Below are 19,488 nucleotides of genomic sequence, written 5' to 3' on the forward strand. Positions count from 1 at the left end.
CGCACGTGCCATAGTGGGCGGCGACATTGCTTCTCAGCAACTCAGCGGCGTCGAACCGCCTTAAACTGACCGTTGAGTAAGTTAATCTGACCGCGGAGTAAGTTACCTCACCGTAGGTCACGATGGAAGGGCACTGCCATGGGCAGCGAAGTTCATCCGATGGAGCCGGCCCCGCGTTTCGCGATTGTCGGCTACGCGGCACGATTCCCGGGTGCGGCAGACGCCGACGAGTTCTGGGACGTCCTGCTCGAAGGCCGCGACGCCGTCTCCGACGTGCCGAAAGACCGCTGGAACGCCGATGACTTCTACGATCCCGAACCGGGAGTCCCCGGCAAGATCGTCACCCGCCGGGCTGGCTTCGTCGACGACGTCACCGGATTCGACGCACCGTTCTTCGGAATGTCGGCCCGCGAAGTCCGGCTGATGGACCCCCAACATCGCATCCTTCTCGAGACGTCGTGGCGCGCGGTCGAACATTCCGGCACGGCGCCTACGGATTTGGCAAACACGAACACCGGGGTCTTCGTCGGGTTGGCAACCCACGATTACCTGGGGATGGCGTCCGATGCGCTGTCCTACGCCGAGATCGAGGCGTACCTCGCGATCGGAACGTCGAACGCCGCTGCGGCGGGCCGCATCAGTTACCGGCTGGGGCTCCAGGGTCCGTCGGTCGCAGTCGACACGGCGTGCAGCTCGTCGCTGGTGGCGATTCACCAGGCCTGCCAAGCGCTGCGCCTTGGAGAGTGCGATCTCGCGCTGGCGGGCGGCGCCAACGTGCTGCTCACCCCGGCCACCATGATCACCTTCTCGAGCGCGCACATGCTCGCGCCCGACGGCCGGTGCAAGACCTTCGACGCCGCCGCCGACGGGTACGTGCGCGGTGAGGGCTGCGGCATCATCGTCATCAAGCGCCTCGAAGACGCCATTGCCGACGGCGACCACATTCGAGCCGTGATTCGCGGCAGTGCGATCAACCAGGACGGCGCGTCGGGCGGCTTGACGGTGCCCAATGGCGTTGCGCAACAACGGGTCATCACCGATGCGCTCAAGCGTTCCGACCTCGAACCCCGCGACGTCGGATACCTCGAGGCACACGGCACCGGGACGTCGCTCGGCGACCCGATCGAGGCCCAAGCCGCCGGAGCCGTGCTCGGAGCAGGCCGCGCGTCCGACCAGCCGCTGTTGATCGGATCGGCGAAGACGAACATCGGCCACCTCGAGGCAGCCGCGGGAATCGCAGGCGTCATCAAGGTCATCCTGTCCCTCGAGCACCAAACCTTGCCCAAGCACTGCAATTTCGAGAACCCCTCACCACACATTCCGTGGGACCGCCTTGCCGTCGAGGTCGTCCGCGAGACCACCCCGTGGACGCGGGGCGACCGACCCCGCATCGCAGGCATCAGCTCGTTCGGTTTCGCGGGCACCAACGCGCACGTCATCCTCGAAGAGGCGCCCCCGGCATCCGCGGTGGCCGTTGCCAATTCGGCCGACCAACCAGCGGACCGCTTCAGCATCCTTCCGCTCTCGGCCCGCACACCCGCCGCCTTGACGCAGCTCGCAGATCGCTACCGCCGGTGGCTGACCGCGCACCCCGAGGCCAGCCTCGCCGACGTCTGCCTCACCGCGGGCACGGCGCGGGCACACCTCGAGCACCGGGCCGCCCTGGTGGTCGACTCCAGAGAATCCGCCATCGAGCTCCTCGGCGCGCTCGCCGACGACCGCCCGGCTCCGGGACTGGTCCGCGGGGAATCTCATGACACCCCGAAGACGGCGTGGCTCTTCACCGGTCAGGGCAGCCAGTACACCGGCATGGCCAAGGAGCTGTACGCCACCCAACCGGTATTCGCCGAGACCGTGGACCGGTGCGCCGCAGTGGTCGCCGACGTCCTCGAAAAGCCGTTGCTTGAGGTCATCTTTGGTGGTGGTGGAGATGAGACGCTGGGCCAGACGGCGTACGCGCAGCCTGCCCTGTTCGCGGTGGAGATGGGCCTCGTCGCCCTGTGGCAGTCGTGGGGCTTCGAACCCGACGTCGTGCTTGGCCACAGCGTCGGCCAGTACGCGGCCGCCTGCGTCGCCGGGGTGCTGACGCTCGAGGACGGCGTGCGACTGATGGCCGAACGCGGCCGCCTCTTCGGCAGTCTGCCCGCGGGTGGCCGGATGGTGGCCGTCTTCACCGGCGCCGAACGCGCGGAGAGCGTCACCGACGAGTTCCCCGCCGTGTCGGTCGCCGCCTACAACGGCGCCAACACCGTGCTGTCGGGCCCTGCCGCCGATCTGGAGCGGGCCGTCGTCGCGTTGACCGCCGACGGTGTCCGATGCGACTGGCTCGACACCAGCCACGCGTTCCACTCGGCGCTGCTCGACCCGATCCTCGACGAGTTCGAGTCATATGCCGACACGGTGAATTACGCTGCACCACAACGCCTTCTAATCGACAACCGGACCGGTGACCCGCTCGGCTGGAGTACGCGACTCGACGGTGCATACTGGCGTCGGCACGCCCGCCAACCGGTGGAGTTCGCCAAGAGCGTGCAGACCCTCGCCGCGCTGAACTGCAAGGTGCTGCTCGAGATCGGCCCCCAGCCGGTGCTCACCGCCACCGCCCTGCGGGCGTGGCCCGATGCGGCGACCGCCCCTCGGGCGATCGCGTCGCTGCGCCGAAACGTCGTCGACCACAGGCAGATCGCCGAGGCCGTCGCCGACGCCTACGTCCAGGGTCACGTGCCCGACTTCGCGGCCTTCCAGCAGACCCCAGCGCAGAAGGTCGACCTTCCCACCTACCCCTTCGAACACCGGCAGTACTGGTTCAAGGACGACCGCGAGCCGGCCGGCGAAGAACGGGCCGTCGTCGGGCCGCGCACCGACTCCGTCCGCCTGCTCGAGGACGGCCACATCGCCGAACTCGCCACCCTGCTCGGCGGATCGGGCGAGGACCCCCAGGTCATGAAGGTTCTGACCGAGTTTGCGGCACAACACAACCGACAGCGCGTGGCGCAGTCGACGTCGGACGACCGCTACGAGATCCGCTGGGACAAGTCCCCCAACCCGCTCTCCGGCACCGAGTCCGGCGAGGAGTTCAGCTGGCTTCTCGTCGGCACGCACTCCCCCGCGCTGCAGCCCTTGGTCGACGCCATCACCGCCCGCGGACAACGGCATCGGTTCGTGGACTTGCCGATCTCCGACGCCGACGAGACCGCGCTCGCCGAGGCGCTGCGCATCGCTGCCGCCGATGGTTCGGCGCTGCGCATCCTGAACGTCGCGGCGCTCGATTCGGACGCGTCACCGTCGACGCAATCGTTGCTGCGGATTCAACATCGAATCCTGAGTGGCACGCGGCATCTCTTCAAGGCCGCGACGTCAGCCGACCTTCGCGCACCGATTTGGGTGCTGACCCGCGGCGCACAGCGCGTCACGGACACCGACGCGGTCGCACCGGAACAGACCGCGCTGTGGGGCTTCGGCCGCGCCGCAGCTCTCGAGCTTCCGCAGGTGTGGGGCGGCCTGGCCGACGTGCCGGCCGATGCCACCGGTGACGAGTGGACCCGGCTCCTCGATCGCGTCACGACACCGCACGACACCGCCGCTCGAGAAGACCAGATCGCGCTGCGTGGTCAGGCGGTCTATCTGCCTCGACTCATCCGACGCTCCGAGCGGCCAAGCGGGAAGCCGCTGGAACTCCGAAGCGAAGCAACATATCTGGTGACCGGTGGTCTCGGAGCCATCGGCCTGGAGATCGCCGGTTACCTGGCCGCGAACGGTGCCGGCCAGCTGGTGCTGACCAGCCGGCGAGCTCCCGGTGACGCCACCCAACGGCGCGTCGACGCATTGGTCGCGCAGCACGGCTGCGAGATCCGGGTGGTCACCGCCGACGTGGCAGACGCACACGACGTAGCGCACCTGTTGGCAGGCATCCAGGCCGAACTACCGCCGCTGGCCGGCATCGTCCACGCCGCCGGCGAGATCGGCACTACCCCCCTGAGCAGTCTCGACGACGCCGAAGTCGACCGCGTATTCGCCGGAAAGGTCTGGGGTGCGTGGCATCTCGCCGAAGCCGCGACCGACCTGCAGCTCGACTTCTTCATCAGCACGTCCTCGATCGCCTCGGTGTGGGGCGGCTTCGGGCAGACCGCGTACGCCGCAGCCAACGCCTTCCTCGACGGGCTGGCCGCGCGCCTGCGCGAGCGGGGCGTCGCGGCCACCAGCGTCAACTTCGGCCCGTGGTCGGCGGGCATGGCCGACGCGGAATCCCGTGCGCGGCTCGAGCAGCGCGGTGTCCGTACCCTCTCACCCGCGGATGCGCTGGCAGGACTGGTCGACGTCGTGGCCGCAGCCTCCGCAGGCGGGCCGACGCACGCCGTCGTGGCCCGAATCGACTGGGCCCGTTTCCTGCCGCTGTATCAGCAGGCGGGCAGGCGGGCGTTCCTCTCGGAGGTGGAGCGTGAGCTGCCCACCGAGCAGACGGCCGCACCGTCGACGACGAGCTCCGGAAGGACGCAGCTGGTCGAACGGCTCGTCAACGCCCCGGTGCAGCAGCGCAGGCGACTGCTCACCGACTACCTGCGCGACGCGGTGGCCGAGATCACGCTGGTCGACGCCTCGGAGATCCGCGAGGACGCCGGCTTCTTCGACCTCGGCATGGACTCGCTCATGGCCGTGGAGATGCGGCGTCGCATCGAGGCGGGGGTCGGCAAGGAAATCCCCGTCACCGTGGTGATGGATCACCCCCGCCTGTCCGACGTGGCCGACTACCTCCTCGGTGACGTGCTCGGCCTCAGCGAAACCCCCGACGCCGCGCCCGCCTTGGCTCGGTCGGTGACGACTCGCTCGGACGAACCGATCGCGATCGTCGCGGTGTCGTGCCGCTTCCCCGGCGCACCGGACCCGGAGGCCTTCTGGGACCTGCTCTCCGGCGGGGTCGACGCGATCCGCGAGGTTCCCGAGGACCGCTTCGACATCGACGAGTTCTACGACCCCGACCCCGACAGTGCGGGCAAGACGTACACCCGCTTCGGTGGATTCCTCGACGGGATAGACGGATTCGATCCGGAGTTCTTCGGCATCTCACCCCGCGAGGCCGTCTGGATCGAGCCGCAGCAGCGGCTGACGCTCGAAACCGTATGGGAGGGCCTGGAACGGGCCGGGTACTCGCCTGCCTCGCTGCGCGGCAGCCGCACCGGAATCTTCATGGGCGTGGCCGCCAACGAATACGCGCATCTGCTGTCATCCGGGTCGATCGACAAGATCGAACCGCACTTCATCACCGGCAACGCCCTCAACGCCATCTCCGGTCGGGTCGCCTTCGCGCTGGGGCTCGAGGGCCCCGCGGTGGCCGTCGACACCGCGTGCAGCTCGGCGCTGGTCGCGGTCCATCAGGCCGCTCAGGCCTTGCGCTTCGGCGATTGCGACATGGCGTTGGCCGGTGGGGTCAACGTCCTGCTGAGCCCGGTCACCATGATCGCGGCGTCCCGCGCGCGGATGCTCTCCCCCGTCGGACGATGCAAGACCTTCGACGCCTCCGCCGACGGCTACGTGCGCAGCGAGGGATGCGGCGTCCTCGTACTCAAGCGGCTCAGTGACGCCGAGCGCGACGGCGACCGCATCTGCGCCGTCATCTCGAGCAGTGCGGTCAACCAGGACGGCGCGTCCAGTGGCCTCACCGTGCCCAATGGTGGTGCCCAGCAACGCCTCATCGGCACGGTGCTCGCCCGTGCGGGCCTCTACGGCGGCGACGTCGACTACCTGGAGGCGCACGGAACCGGCACCCCGCTCGGCGATCCGATCGAAGTGCAGGCCGCAGCGGCCGCCTACGCCGGCTCGCGTGACGCCGACCGGCCGCTGCTGATGGGCTCGGTGAAGACCAACATCGGCCACACCGAATCCGCCTCCGGTGCAGCCGGTTTGATCAAGGTCGTGTTGTCGCTGCAGAACGAACTGCTGCCCGAGAGCCTGCACTTCGACAACCCGTCACCCCACATTCCGTGGGCCTCCCTGCCCGTGCGGGTCGTCGACGAGGCGACTCCGTGGCACGCCAACGGCAGGCCGCGGCGCGCAGGCGTCAGCTCGTTCGGCTTCACCGGGACCAACGCGCACGTGCTGATCGAGGAGGCGCCGGCGAGGGTCGAGCCGTCCGAACCCGCACCGGAGGCCGCCACGGCTCCGGTCGGCGTCCTCGCACTGTCCGCGCGATCGCCAGAAGCCCTGGCGGCGTTGGCACGACGCTACGACACGTGGTTGAGCGTGCACCCGGACGCCGACCTCGCCGCGGTGTGCCTGACCGCGGGAACCGGCCGGTCGCACTTCGAGCATCGCGCCGCGCTGGTCGTCGACTCGATCGCGGCGGCCCGCGACGGCCTTGCCGAACTGGCCGAGAATCGCCTACGCCCCGGCGTCGTCCGTGGCGAGCACGTCAACCACCCGACGACGGCGTGGCTGTTCACCGGTCAGGGCAGTCAGTACCCCGGCATGGCCCGCGAACTGTTCGAGAGCGAGCCGGTGTTCGCCGAGACCGTGCTGCAGTGCGCGGACGCGGTCAAGGACATTCTGCCGCGTCCGCTGCTCGAGGTGATGTTCGCGAACGACCTCGACACCGGCGGCAAGGCCGGAGAGGCGTTGCGGCACACGTCGTTTGCGCAGCCGGCCCTCTTCGCCGTCGAGATGGGCCTGGCCCGGCTGTGGCAATCGTGGGGCATCGAACCCGACGTGGTGCTCGGCCATAGCGTCGGCCAGTACGCGGCCGCCTGCGTGGCAGGGGTGTTCAGCCTCGCCGACGGCGCACGGCTGATCGCCGAGCGCGGCAGGTTGTTCGGCAGCCTGCCCGAGGGCGGCCGAATGGTCGCGGTGTTCGCCGACGCCAAGCAGGTCGAGCAGGTCGCCGCCGACTTCCCGCGGGTGTCGGTCGGCGCCTACAACGGTCCCAACACCGTGCTCTCGGGCCCCGGTGACGACCTCGAGAGCGCCGTCGAGCGGTTCGAGGAGGAGGGCATCCGCTGCACGTGGCTGCAGACGAGCCACGCCTTCCACTCCGAACTGCTCGACCCGGTGCTGGACGAGTTCGAGTCCTACGCGTCGCAGGTGCAGTTCGCCGCACCAACGCTGCCGTTGGTGTGCAACCGAACCGGTACCGTGCTGGCGCCGCAGACCCCGCTCGACGCCGGGTACTGGCGGCGTCATTCCCGCCAGCCGGTGCAGTTCGCCGAGAGCGTTCGCACCGTGGCCGCCCTTGGCTGCTCCGTGCTGATGGAGATCGGTCCGCAACCGGTGTTGACGAGCGCCGCGGTGCAGGTCTGGCCGGAACACCTGGCCGCGCCGAGGGCGGTGTTGTCGATGCGCAAGGGCGTCGACGACCGCCGCCAGATCGCCGACGCACTGGCTGCCGCCTACGTCGGTGGCCACCGGCCGGACTTCGCGGCAATCGCCAACGGGAGTTCGACGCCACTGGAACTGCCCACCTACCCGTTCCAGCGTCGCCGGTTCTGGCCCAAGGCCTCCGGTCTCACCGGGGCCGAGGGCAACGGTGCGTCGGTGTCCGGAATCCTCGGCAGCGCAAAGGAGCTCGCGTCCGGCGACTCCGTCTTCACCAGCAGGCTGTCGGTGAAGTCTCAGCCATGGCTGTCCGACCACGTCATCTACGGCACGGTCGTCGTCCCGGGCGCGACCTACGCGGCGATGGCGTTGGCCGCGGTCGGCACTCCGGCGCGGGCCAAGGAAGTCTTCTTCTACGAGCCGATCATCCTGCCCGAGAAGGCTTCCCGTGAAGTGCAGCTGACGCTGCATCCCCTCAGCCAGGACGGCGAGTCGCGGTTCCAGGTGCACAGCCGCGCGTACGGCGAGAAGGGCGCCGAGTGGTCGCTGAACGCCGAGGGTGTCGTGGCCACCGGTGCCGACGACGCCGACGCCACGACGGCCGCCGAGCCGCAGGAACCGGTCGACGAGGCAGTCGAGCGGCTGGAGCGCATGCGTCCACAGGACCTGTTCGAGACGTTCGCCGATCTGGAGCTGGCGTGGGGCCCGACCTGGTCGGGCTCGTTGAAGTCGCTGTGGCTTGGCGACGGTGAGGCGATCGGCGACATCCTCGTCGGCGAAGAGCTCACCGAACACCTCGGCACCGAACCGATGCACCCGGTCCTGATGGACCTGTGCACCGGTGTCGCCTTCCCCGCCTTCCCCGCCCTTCTCGCCGCCGAGCAGGGGGTCAACGACCTGTTCCTGCCGCTGCGGTACGGACAGGTGACGTTGCGCGAGAAGATGCCTCGGCGGTTCTACTGCCGCGCGAGGTGGCACGACAGCGGCCTCGACAGCGAAACCCAGGTCTTCGACCTCGACTTCCTCGATCGAGATGGCCGTCAGCTGGGCGGAATTCGCGAGTTCACCGTCAAGCGCGCTCCCCGCGAGGCCCTGTTGCGTGGCCTCGGTGGCGACGCGACGCGGCTGCTCTACACCCTCGGCTGGCACGAGGTGCCCGCCTCCGGTGACGACGCCAACGGAGCCGGGAGCGCAAGCGGCACCTGGCTGGTCGCCGGGTTCGACGAACTCGCCGCGAAGGTGCCGGGCTGCATCCCGCTGAATCGGGACGTCGACCCCGAGCTCCTCGGTCAGGTGCTGGCGGATGCGCACCAGCGGGGTCTCGGATTCTCCGGTGTGGTGTGGCGCAGTGCGGCGCCGGTCGGGCACGAGACGACCGCCGAGGCCACCGAGCGCATGGAGAGCGAGATCGCCAACCTGCTCAGCGCCGTGCACACCGTGCAGGGCGGCGAGGTGAAGCTGCCCGGCGGGCTGTGGATCGTCACCGAGCAGGCCGTCGCCACCGAGTCCGGCGAGCCGGTCGACCCGGTTCAGGCGGCGCTGTGGGGATTCGGCCGCACCACGATCAACGAAGAGCCGATGCTGCGCTGCCGACTGGTGGACTGCGACGGCTCCGAGGAGGCCGTGGACGCGTTGGTGAGCCTGCTCGCCAAGCCGGTCGACGAGCCGGAACTCGCGCTGCGCCAAGGCAAGCTGCTCGCGTCGCGGTTGTTGCCGTGGGCCCGCAGCGGTCATCTCACGGTGCCGCGCGCCGGTGACTACGTGTTGGCGCCCACCGAACGCGGCGCGATCGACAACCTGCGGCTGACCGAGAAGGACGTGCCGCCACCGGATGCGGACTACGTGCAGGTTCGGGTCGAGGCCGCCGGCCTCAACTTCCGCGACGTGCTCAACGTGCTCGGCCTCTATCCCGGCGATCCCGGCCCGATCGGCGGCGACTTCGCCGGCGTCGTCACCCAGTTGGGTGACGGGGTCACCGGAGTCGAAGTGGGTCAGCGCGTCTACGGCTCCATGCAGGGCGCATTCGCCACCCGGTTCAACGTGCCCGCCCCGTTCCTCGCGCCGATCCCGGACGGGGTCAGCGCGGTGGAGGCCGCGACCATTCCCGCTGCCGCGCTGACGGTTCGGTTGTCGTTCGACTGGGCGCAGCTCAAGCCGGGCGACAAGGTGCTCATCCACGCGGCCAGCGGCGGCGTCGGATTGGCTGCCGTCCAGATGGCCCAGCGGTGCGGTGCCACGGTCTTCGCCACGGCGAGCACGTTCAAGCGTGCGACGCTGCGCAAGCTGGGGGTGAAGTACGTATACGACTCGCGCTCAACGGATTTCGCCGACCAGATCCTGGCCGACACCGACGGCGCTGGCGTCGACGTGGTGCTCAACAGCCTGACCAGCGATGGGTTCATCGAGGCGACGCTGAAGGCCACGGCCCCGAACGGCCGCTTCGCCGAGATCGCCAAGCGCGACATCTGGACGCCGGAGCAGATGGCCGACGCCCGGCCCGACATCGCATACGAGATCGTCGCGTTGGACACGGTGATGTTCACCGAGCCCGAGCGCATTCGCACGCTGCTGACCAAGGTGTCGGAGGGCTTGGCCAACGGTGAGTGGACTCCACTTCCCGCCGAGATCTATCCGCTGACCGAGGCGCGGGCCGCGTTCCGGCGGATGCAGCAGGCGCGCCACATCGGCAAGATCGTGGTACAGATCCCGAATCCGCTTGCCCCCCGATCTGATCGAAGCTATTTGATCACCGGTGGACTCGGCGCGATCGGCCTGCACACGGCGGCGTATCTGGCGCATCTCGGCGCGGGTGAGATCGTGCTGACCAGCCGTCGTGCGCCCGATGCGGACGCGCAGCGGGCGATCGACGAGATCGCCGAGCGGCACAGGTGCCGGGTCCACGTGTTCTCGGCCGACGTCGGCGACGAGTCAGAGGTGGCGACGCTGTTGAAGCGGGTTCGTGCGGAGTTGTCGCCCCTCGGGGGCGTCGTGCACCTGGCGGGCGTTCTCGACGATGCGCTGCTGTCCCAGCAGAGCGTGGAGCGGTTCCGAACGGCGCTCGCGCCCAAGGCGTTCGGGGCATACCACCTCGATCGCCTGACCGCCGACGACGAGCTGGACTTCTTCATCGTGTCGTCCTCGGTGTCGGCCCTGTTCGGCTCGCCTGGGCAGTCCAACTATTCGACCGCCAACGCGCTGCTCGACGGCTTGGTCGCCGAGCGACGGTCCAAGGGCCTGCCCGCCACCGGAGTCAACTTTGGCCCCTGGGCGCAGGGCGGCATGGCGTCGTCGGAGGCTGCGACCGCGAACATCGGTGCCCAAGGCCTGATTCCGCTGGAGCCGTCGGCCGCGTTGAGTGCCCTTGCCGAAGTGGTCGCCAACGGCACCGGCCAGGCCACGGTGATCAAGGCGAACTGGCAGCGCGCCGCGAAGGTGCTTGGCAGTTCGAGGCCGCCGATCCTCGACTTGGTGTTGCCCAGTGCGGCAGGCGAGGTGACGGGTGACAGCGAGATGCTCAAGCAGCTACAGGAGATCCCGGTGACTCAGCGTGCCGGGTTCGTCACCGAATTCCTGCAGCGGGAGGTGCAGAACTTCTTGCGCCTCGCGGGTCCGCCCGCGGCGAGCAGCCGCTTCCTGGACCTTGGCACCGACTCCCTGATGGCGATCGAACTTCGCAACCGGCTGCACAGCCAGTTCGGCGGCGCGTTCACGATCAACGCGACCGCGGTGTTCGACTACCCGACCATCGGTGGGCTCGCCGAGTACCTGGTTGGTCAGCTGCCCGACGCGGAGGCGCCGGCGACGGACACCGAGACGGCGGAGGTCACGGAACCCGCCACGTAGGCCTAGGCCCAGCGGGTGGCTTCGACCTCGTCGGGCAGCGGCGTGTGCAACGGCACGTCGAGGCCGTCGTAGATGCCCGGCTTCTGCGTCGCCAGCCATTCGATCGCACCGAGCAGGCGGTTGGCTGCGGTGGTGTTGCCACCGTCGGCCCGGGTGCCTCCCGGCACGTCGGCGCGGCTGACGATGGTCAGCTGGGGGTCGCCGTCGACGATCACGCGGTGGTCGCCGACGCCCTCGTCGGGCTGTGGCCAATCCGGGGCGCAGGCCGGGTCGATGCGGGTGATGTGGTCGACGACGATGCGTTGCTTGCCGTCGGCCCAGCCGATGATCTTGAGCCGGAACGCGCCTTGCGTGCCCTTGTCGAAGCGGCCCATGACGTTCTCGACGGTCTCGTCGAGCGGCAGCCGTTCGACGACCTCGGTGATGTCGTCGATCTCGAGGCCGAGGCCCCGTCCGATCAGCCGGATGTTGCCACCCCAGACCATGGTCGGGATCGACGGCAGCAGCATCATCGGTGTCTCGTCCATGGCTCCCCCGAAGCCGCAGCTGACGCGGACGGCGTGCGGTTGGTCGTAGGTCGAGTAGTCGAAGATCTCCTGGCAGTGGATGGTCTTGATGCGCGTGCAGAGCCCGGCGGCCATGACGGCGAGCGCATCGTTGGCCCAGCCCGGGTCGACGCCGCTGACCAGCAGGGTGGAGCCGCCCTCATCGGCGGCGGCGGTCAGCCGGTCGACCCATTCTCGAGGTGCCGACCGCGGGTCGTAGAGGGAGTACAGCGACGGCGTGACGACGTGCGCGCCGGCCCGCAGGCAGCGCTCGATGTCGGCGACGGCGTCGTCGGGGCGGATGTCGCCGGAGGCCATGTAGGCGACCGCGTCGCAGTCGGCGAGCGCGGCGTCGACGTCATCGGTGGCGAGGATTCCGGTCTCGACGTCGCGGCCGGCGAAGTTGGCGGCGTCGCGTCCCACCTTGTCCGGGGACGACGTGATCACGCCGGTCAGTTCCAGCCCGGGAAACGCCAGCGCGGATCGGATCGCCGTCGAGCCCATGTTTCCCGTTCCCCAGACCACCACGCGCCTCATGCGCCTCACCCTAGCGGGCATGCTGGGGCAGCTAGTGGCAGACATCACATCCGGCGATATGCGCAGGTCAGATGGCATGAAGACGGTCGGCCAGCCGCCCAATCAACCGTCGGGTTGGTTAGCCAGCAGATATTTGCTCGACACTGCTTTGCGAACAAGTTACCAGCCGGTATAGTTGGCTGCAGTTACTGGTGGGTAACTTAGCCCGAGTACCCAACCGCAGACGCCATCTCATCGAGGAGAATTCGTGAGCCACTACAAGAGCAACGTCCGTGACCAGCTGTTCAACCTCTTCGAGGTGTTCGGCATGGACAAGGTGCTCGGCGAGGGGCCTTACGGCGACCTCGACGGCGACACCGCGCGCGAGATGCTGGCCGAGATCACCCGGCTGGCCGAGGGACCCATCGCCGATTCGTTCGCCGACGGCGATCGCAACCCGCCGGTCTTCGACCCCGAGACGCACACGGTGACCCTGCCGGAGGCATTCAAGAAGTCGGTCCGCACGATCATCGACGGCGGCTGGGACAAGATCGGCCTCGACGAGGAGCTCGGCGGCATGCCGATGCCCCGCGCGCTGCAGTGGGCCCTGATGGAGAGCGTCCTCGGCGCCAACCCGGCCGTCTACATGTACTCGATGGGCGCCGGTTTCGCGCAGATCATGTACAACCAGGCCACCGAAGAGCAGAAGAAGTGGGCCATCCTTGCTGCCGAGCGCGGCTGGACCTCGACCATGGTGCTCACCGAGCCCGACGCCGGTTCCGACGTCGGCGCAGGCCGCACCAAGGCCGTCCAGCAGCCAGACGGCACGTGGCACCTGGACGGCGTGAAGCGCTTCATCACCTCCGGTGACGCCGACGACCTCGGCGAGAACATCCTGCACCTGGTGCTGGCACGCCCCGAGGGCGCCGGTCCCGGAACCAAGGGTCTTTCGCTGTTCTTCGTGCCGAAGTACCACTTCGACTTCGAGACCGGTGAGCCCGGCGAGCGCAACGGCGTCTACGTCACCAACCTCGAGCACAAGATGGGCCTCAAGGTCTCCGCGACGTGTGAGCTGTCGCTCGGCCAGCACGGCACCCCCGCCGTCGGTTGGCTCGTCGGCGAGGTGCACAACGGCATCGCGCAGATGTTCGAGGTCATCGAGCAGGCGCGAATGATGGTGGGCACCAAGGCCATCGCCACGCTGTCGACCGGCTACCTCAACGCGCTCGAGTACGCCAAGAGCCGCATCCAGGGTGCCGACCTGACCCAGATGACCGACAAGACCGCGCCTCGTGTGTCCATCACGCATCACCCCGACGTCCGCCGGTCGCTGATGACCCAGAAGGCGTACGCGGAATCGCTTCGCGCGCTGTACCTCTACACCGCGACGTTCCAGGACGCCGAGGTCGCCAAGGCCGTCCACGGCGTCGACCCCGAGCTGGCAGGCAAGGTCAACGACCTGCTGCTCCCGATCGTCAAGGGTGTCGGCTCGGAGCAGGCCTACGCCAAGCTGACCGAGAGCCTGCAGACCTTCGGCGGATCCGGCTTCCTGCAGGACTACCCGGTCGAGCAGTACATCCGCGACGCCAAGATCGACTCGCTCTACGAGGGCACCACCGCCATCCAGGCGCAGGACTTCTTCTTCCGCAAGATCGTCCGCGACAAGGGTGTTGCGCTGGGCTACATCGCGAACGAGATCGAGCAGTTCGTCAAGAACGAGTCCGGCAACGGCCGCCTCAAGGCCGAGCGCGAGCTGCTCGCCAACGCCTTGGCGGACGTGCAGGGCATGGCGGCCACGCTGACCGGTTACCTGATGTCGGCGCAGGAGGATTCGGCCAACATCTACAAGGTAGGCCTCGGCTCGGTGCGCTTCCTCATGAGCGTCGGCGACCTGGTCCTCGGCTGGCTGCTGCAGAAGCAGGCCGTCGTGGCCATCGCCGCCCTCGACGAGGGTGCGAACGGTGCGGAAAAGTCCTTCTACGAGGGCAAGATCGCCGTCGCGTCGTTCTTCGCGAAGAACTTCCTGCCCCTGCTGGCCAGCACCCGTACGGTGCTCGACAACATCGACAACGAAGTGATGGAACTCGACGAGGCTGCGTTCTAAGTCGAATCACGCGCTTGAGGCCCCCGCTGCGGCGGGGGCCTCTTGCGTTTCATAACCTCCGAACAGCTACCGCCCAGGTTTCATTGCGACCATGTAAACGTGCACTTCTTGGCCGCTGATGCTCCTGCCACCTACCGCCACGGACTGTCGCTGCTGCAGGGCTGGTTGCCGCTGACGGTGCAAATCGTCGCGGTCGTGGTGGTGCTCGCCGCGCTTGGCTGGCGAACGCGTCGCTGGTGGTTGATCTGGGCGCCCGTCGCCGTCCTGGTGGGCATCGGTGCGGCCGCGTGGGCGCACTGGTACGTCGACTCCCAGGGCATGGCGGGTGATCCCGCACCCGACTCGCTGTGGGTGTGGACCGGCGTGACGGGATTCGCGCTCGCCGCAGCGGTATTCGGCTGGCGCGGAGTGAAGTGGCGCCGCGTGGCCGCGGTCGCCGCCGTGCCCCTGTGCCTGCTGAGCACGGGCCTGGCGCTCAACACCTGGGTGGGTTACTTTCCCACCGTCCAGATCGCCTGGAACCAACTGACCGCGGGCCCGCTGCCCGACGAGACGGACCTCGACACCGTGACCGCCATGCAGAAGGCCGGGACGGTGCTCGACCACGGCAGCGTGGTGCCGGTCGACATTCCCTCGGCCGCATCGGGATTCAAACACCGAACCGAGCTGGTCTACCTGCCCCCACGATGGTTTTCGTCCAACCCGGCGCCCAAGCTACCGGTGGTGATGATGATCGGCGGAGAGTTCAACACCCCCGCCGACTGGCTCCGCACCGGCAACGCCGCAGCCATCGTCGACTCCTTCGCCCAATCCCACGGCGGCAACGCACCGGTGCTGGTCTTCGTCGACTCCGGCGGTTCGTTCAACAACGACACCGAATGCGTCAACGGCACCCGCGGGAACGTCGCCGACCACCTCACCAAGGACGTGGTGCCCTACGTCAACGCCACCTTCGGCACCAGCTCGGCAAGCGCCGACTGGGGCATCGTCGGCTGGTCCATGGGCGGCACCTGTGCCGTGGACCTGACCGTCATGCATCCCGAACTGTTCTCCCACTTCGTCGACATCGCCGGCGACACGGGCCCCAACGCAGGCACCAAGGATCAGACGGTCGCCCGGCTCTACGGCGGCAGCGAGGCCGCCTGGGCGCAGTTCGACCCGGCGACCGTCATGGCCAAACACGGCCCCTATCAAGGGGTCTCGGGCTGGTTCGCCATCTCCACCGACGCGCCGAAGAAGTTCAACATGCCGCACAGCGAGGGTGCCGTCGGGCTCGGCGGGCGCGACGCGGACGGCATGCCCACCGATCAGACGCAGGCCGCCAACACGCTGTGCGGGCTCGGCAAGGCCAAGGGCATCACCTGCTCAGTGGTGCCGACGACGGGACGCCACGACTGGCCGTTGGCGACGCAGGTGTTCACCGCGGCGCTGCCCTGGCTGGCGGGGTCAATCCACACCCCCGGCGTCCAGCCCGTGCCGCTGCCTGCGGGGGCACCGGTCGCGGGAGTCTGATCAGTCGTCGAGTTCGCGGAGCACCGCGCGCGTGCGCGCCCGCCCCTCGGGTGAGGAATCGAATGTGGCACCGACGTATTCGTCGACGCCCGCCGCCTTCAGTTCGGCGAGCCGATCCCTGACGGTCGCCTCGTCGCCGATGATCGCGGCATCCTCGGGCCCGGCGTAGCCCTCGCGGTCGAGCATCGCGCGGTAGGACGGAAGCACGCCGTACATCGAGAACTGCGCGGCGGCGTGCTTGCGGGCGCCGTCGACGTCGTCGGTGACGCTCACCGGCAGCGCGGCCACCACCCGGACCGCGTCCTCGGGCCGTCCCGCGTCGGCGGCCGCCTGCCGCAACGTGGGGCTGACGTGGCCGGCGAGCGTCTTGGGCCCCGTCATCCAGGTGCACGTGCCTGCCGTCCGGCGACCGGCAATCCGCAGCAGCTGCGGACCGAGAGCCGCGATGTACACGTCGGGCTTCGGGGCTCCCGCGATCATCAGGGCACCTCTGGTGGTGACGATTTGACCGGTCGCGTCGGCGGCCTCACCCGCCAGAAGTGGCAGCAGACCGTCGAGGTATTCGTTGAGCCTGCGCACCGGCTTGTCCCACGGGATGCCCCACATGCCCTCGGTGACCGCCTGATGAGTCATGCCGAGGCCCAGGATGAAGCGCCCGCCCGACACCAGGCTGACGGTCAGCGCGCGCTGCGCCATCTGCATGGGGTGCTGATTCTGGATGGGCACCACCCCGCTGGCCACCTCGATGTCGGGCACCTCGCGCAACGCCACCGCAAGAATCGTGAGAAGGTCTGGCTCATAGGGCATTTGGCTCATCCACAGCCGACGGAAGCCCTCCTCGTGCAATTGGGCGACGTTGCGCACGCAGGCGTCGACCGGATTGGAACTGCCCGCATCGCCGAGTTGGCCGAACATGGAGATCTGCACGGTGTCCATCGAAGCACGAGTGCGTCCTGTTCAATGACGACCCATGACCACTGAGGCCGCGCGACTCAAGAACTTCGGGCCGAACTGGTTCGCGTCGGTGATGGGCACCGGCATCGTCGCGACCGCGGGCGTCGGGCTGCCGATCCACGTCCCTGGTCTGCACGTCTTCTCCCGCGTGGTGTGGGTGGTGGCGACGGCGCTGCTCGTCGTGCTCCTCGTCGCGGTGACCGTGCAGCGCTTCCGTCATCCGACGATGGTGCGGGCGCATTCCAGGAATCCGCAGATGGCCCACTTCTTCGGAGCGGCCCCGATGGCGCTGATGACCGTTGGGTCTGGGGCGATCCTGATCGGCAAGGATCTGATCGGAACCCGCGTGGCGGTCGACCTGGCCTGGGTGCTCTGGACGACGGGCACCATCGGTGGGCTGTTCACCGCCGCGACGATCCCGTATCTGATGTTCACCCAGCACAACGTGGAACCCGACGCGGCGTTCGGCGGCTGGCTGATGCCGGTCGTCCCGCCGATGGTGTCCGCCGCCGCTGGCGCGCTGCTGGTCCCGCACATGGCCGCCGGCACCGGACGCACCACGATGCTCTACGGCTGCTACGCCATGTTCGGGCTGTCGCTGTTCGCGGCGCTGATCATCATCAGCATGATCTGGAGCAGGCTCGCCCTGTACGGCACGTCGGGCACGGCTCGGGTGCCGACGCTGTGGATCGTGCTGGGACCGCTGGGGCAGGGCATCACTGCGGCAGGTCTTCTCGGTGGCGTCGCGGCGCTGGCCGTGCCCGCCGACCTAGCCAGCGCGATGAACGTCTTCGCGGTCCTGTTCGGCGTCCCAGTGTGGGGATTCGCGCTGCTGTGGATCGTGTTGGCGACGGAGTTGACGGTGCGCACGCTGCGGCGCGGCATGCCGTTTGCGCTGACGTGGTGGAGCCTGACGTTCCCCGTCGGCACGTTCGTGACGGGTACCACGCAGCTGGCGGTGCACACCGGCCTGCCAGCGTTCAAGGTGGCGGCCGCCGTCGCCTACGCCGGCCTGCTGTGCACCTGGGGGCTGGTCGCGGTGTGGACGGCCCGCGGCAGCGTCCGAGGGAATCTGTTCGTCCCGCCGCCGGCGAACGCGGGGCCTGTGCGCGCGAAGAAGGACCCGCCGCCGGCCTAGCCATCCGACGCCAAGTGTGGGCGCTATGCACGCCTGACGTCGATGTGCCGTACGTAAGGCCCACACTCGCCGCAGGCATGAAGAGAGCCCCGTGTTGCCGTCGGGTCGGGGGGGCTGACGGCAACACGGAGCTACAAGTCATATCGACGCGTGGTCGCGAGGCGTTACACCCGAGATCAAGCCTCCAGAATTGCGGTGACGCCCTGGCCACCAGCTGCGCAGATCGAGATGAGCCCGCGGACCGGCTTGCCCGTCTCGGCCTTCTTCTCGGCCAGCTGCTTGGCCAGCTGGGCGACGATGCGACCGCCGGTGGCCGCGAACGGGTGACCCGCCGCCAGCGAGGATCCGTTGACGTTGAGCTTGGACCTGTCGATGCTGCCCAGCGCCGCGTCGAGGCCCAGCCGCTCCTTGCAGTACTCCTCGGACTCCCACGCACTCAGCGTCGCGAGCACCACAGAGGCGAACGCCTCGTGAATCTCGTAGAGATCGAAGTCCTGCAGCGTCAACCCGTTTCGGGCCAGCAGCCGCGGCACCGCGTAGGTGGGCGCCATCAGCAGACCGTCGGGGCCGTTGACGTAGTCGACGGCAGCGGTCTCCCCGTCGACGAAGTACGCCAGCACCGGCAACGAGTGCGCCTGCGCCCACTCCTCGCTGGCCAGCAGCGCGACCGAGGCGCCGTCGGTCAGCGGTGTCGAGTTGCCCGCCGTCATGGTGGCGTCGCCGTTCTTCACGCCGAAGACGGGCTTGAGCTTGGCCAGCTTCTCGGCCGTCGAATCGGCGCGCAGGTTGTTGTCGCGGTACAGACCGAGGAACGGGCTGACCAGGTCGTCGAAGAAGCCGCGGTCGTAGGCGGCGGCCATGTTCTGGTGGCTGGCCGCGGCGAGGGCGTCCTGGTCGACGCGCTTGACGCCGAACTCCTTGGCGGTGATGGCGGCGTGGTCGCCCATCGACAGCCCGGTGCGCGGCTCGCCGTTGGTCGGGATCTCGACGCCGACGGCGGCGGGCAGCTTGCCGACCAACTTGAGGCGGTCGACGTTGGACTTGGCGCGGCGCAGGCCGAGCAGGACGCGGCGCAGGTCGTCGCCGAAGGCGATGGGTGCGTCCGAGGTGGTGTCGACGCCACCGGCGATGGCCGAGTCGTACTGCCCGAGCGCGATGCCGTTGGCCACCGCGATGGCCGACTGCAGACCCGTGCCGCAGGCCTGCTGCAGGTCGTACGCCGGGGTGTACGGGGACAGCGCGCTGCCGAGCACGCATTCCCGCATGAGGTTGAAGTCGCGACTGTGCTTGAGCACGGCTCCGCCGACGACCGCGCCGATGCGCTCGCCCTTCAGGCCAAACCGGTCGACGAGTCCGCCGAGCGCGGCGGTGAACATGTCCTGATTCGACGCATTGGCGTAGGCGCCGTCGGAGCGCGCGAAGGGGATCCGGTTTCCGCCGAGAATGGCTACTCGTCGGGCTGCCTTGCTGGGCGACTGGGTGTCGGCCACGTTCATCTCCATTGGTTGAATGTGGTTGCTGGTGTCGAGCGTCATACTACCTACCGTTCTTACTCTGGAGTAAGTTCGTGACCG

Annotated in this window: 7 protein-coding genes; 4 read left to right on the top strand and 3 right to left on the bottom strand. The window is 68.6% G+C overall.

The annotated features are described in order from the left end of the window. Nucleotides 1–138 precede the first annotated feature (138 nt). The gene (locus B1790_RS20415; protein ID WP_079925070.1) at nucleotides 139–11,145 is read left to right on the top strand and encodes a type I polyketide synthase; all 11,007 of its coding nucleotides are present in this window, start codon (nucleotides 139–141) and stop codon (nucleotides 11,143–11,145) included. A gap of 2 nt (nucleotides 11,146–11,147) precedes the next feature. Here the strand turns inward: B1790_RS20415 and B1790_RS20420 are convergent, their stop codons facing one another. Continuing rightward, complete coding sequence (locus B1790_RS20420; protein WP_079925071.1) at nucleotides 11,148–12,227, bottom strand: dihydrodipicolinate reductase; 1,080 nt, start codon at nucleotides 12,225–12,227, stop codon at nucleotides 11,148–11,150. A gap of 247 nt (nucleotides 12,228–12,474) precedes the next feature. On the opposite strand from B1790_RS20420, the gene B1790_RS20425 reads away from it, so the two are divergent. Then, nucleotides 12,475–14,310, top strand: a complete 1,836-nt coding sequence (locus B1790_RS20425; RefSeq protein ID WP_079925072.1) for an acyl-CoA dehydrogenase — start codon at nucleotides 12,475–12,477, stop codon at nucleotides 14,308–14,310. Nucleotides 14,311–14,409: 99 nt separating this feature from the next. Next, nucleotides 14,410–15,822, top strand: coding sequence for an alpha/beta hydrolase family protein (locus B1790_RS20430; RefSeq protein ID WP_198952066.1), 1,413 nt, complete (start codon nucleotides 14,410–14,412; stop codon nucleotides 15,820–15,822). Here the strand turns inward: B1790_RS20430 and B1790_RS20435 are convergent, their stop codons facing one another. Further along, nucleotides 15,823–16,758, bottom strand: a complete 936-nt coding sequence (locus B1790_RS20435; RefSeq protein ID WP_079925073.1) for a TIGR03564 family F420-dependent LLM class oxidoreductase — start codon at nucleotides 16,756–16,758, stop codon at nucleotides 15,823–15,825. Between the two features lie 34 nt (nucleotides 16,759–16,792). On the opposite strand from B1790_RS20435, the gene B1790_RS20440 reads away from it, so the two are divergent. Continuing rightward, nucleotides 16,793–17,914, top strand: a complete 1,122-nt coding sequence (locus tag B1790_RS20440; RefSeq protein WP_079925074.1) for a TDT family transporter — start codon at nucleotides 16,793–16,795, stop codon at nucleotides 17,912–17,914. A 176-nt stretch (nucleotides 17,915–18,090) separates the two neighbouring features. Here B1790_RS20440 and B1790_RS20445 read toward each other — a convergent pair whose 3' ends face one another. Continuing rightward, entirely contained in the window at nucleotides 18,091–19,410 is a 1,320-nt protein-coding gene (locus tag B1790_RS20445) for an acetyl-CoA C-acetyltransferase (RefSeq protein ID WP_142271427.1), read from the bottom strand. Nucleotides 19,411–19,488 lie beyond the last annotated feature (78 nt).

The sequence above is a fragment of the Mycobacterium sp. AT1 genome (assembly GCF_002043095.1).
Classification (GTDB): domain Bacteria; phylum Actinomycetota; class Actinomycetes; order Mycobacteriales; family Mycobacteriaceae; genus Mycobacterium.

Excerpts from the sequence above, each read along its gene's own strand:
- B1790_RS20415 (WP_079925070.1), top strand. The coding sequence starts at position 139 with ATGGGCAGCGAAGTTCATCCGATGGAGCCGGCCCCGCGTTTCGCGATT.
- B1790_RS20420 (WP_079925071.1), bottom strand. The coding sequence starts at position 12,227 with ATGAGGCGCGTGGTGGTCTGGGGAACGGGAAACATGGGCTCGACGGCG.
- B1790_RS20435 (WP_079925073.1), bottom strand. The coding sequence starts at position 16,758 with ATGGACACCGTGCAGATCTCCATGTTCGGCCAACTCGGCGATGCGGGC.
- B1790_RS20440 (WP_079925074.1), top strand. The coding sequence starts at position 16,793 with ATGACCACTGAGGCCGCGCGACTCAAGAACTTCGGGCCGAACTGGTTC.
- B1790_RS20445 (WP_142271427.1), bottom strand. The coding sequence starts at position 19,410 with ATGAACGTGGCCGACACCCAGTCGCCCAGCAAGGCAGCCCGACGAGTA.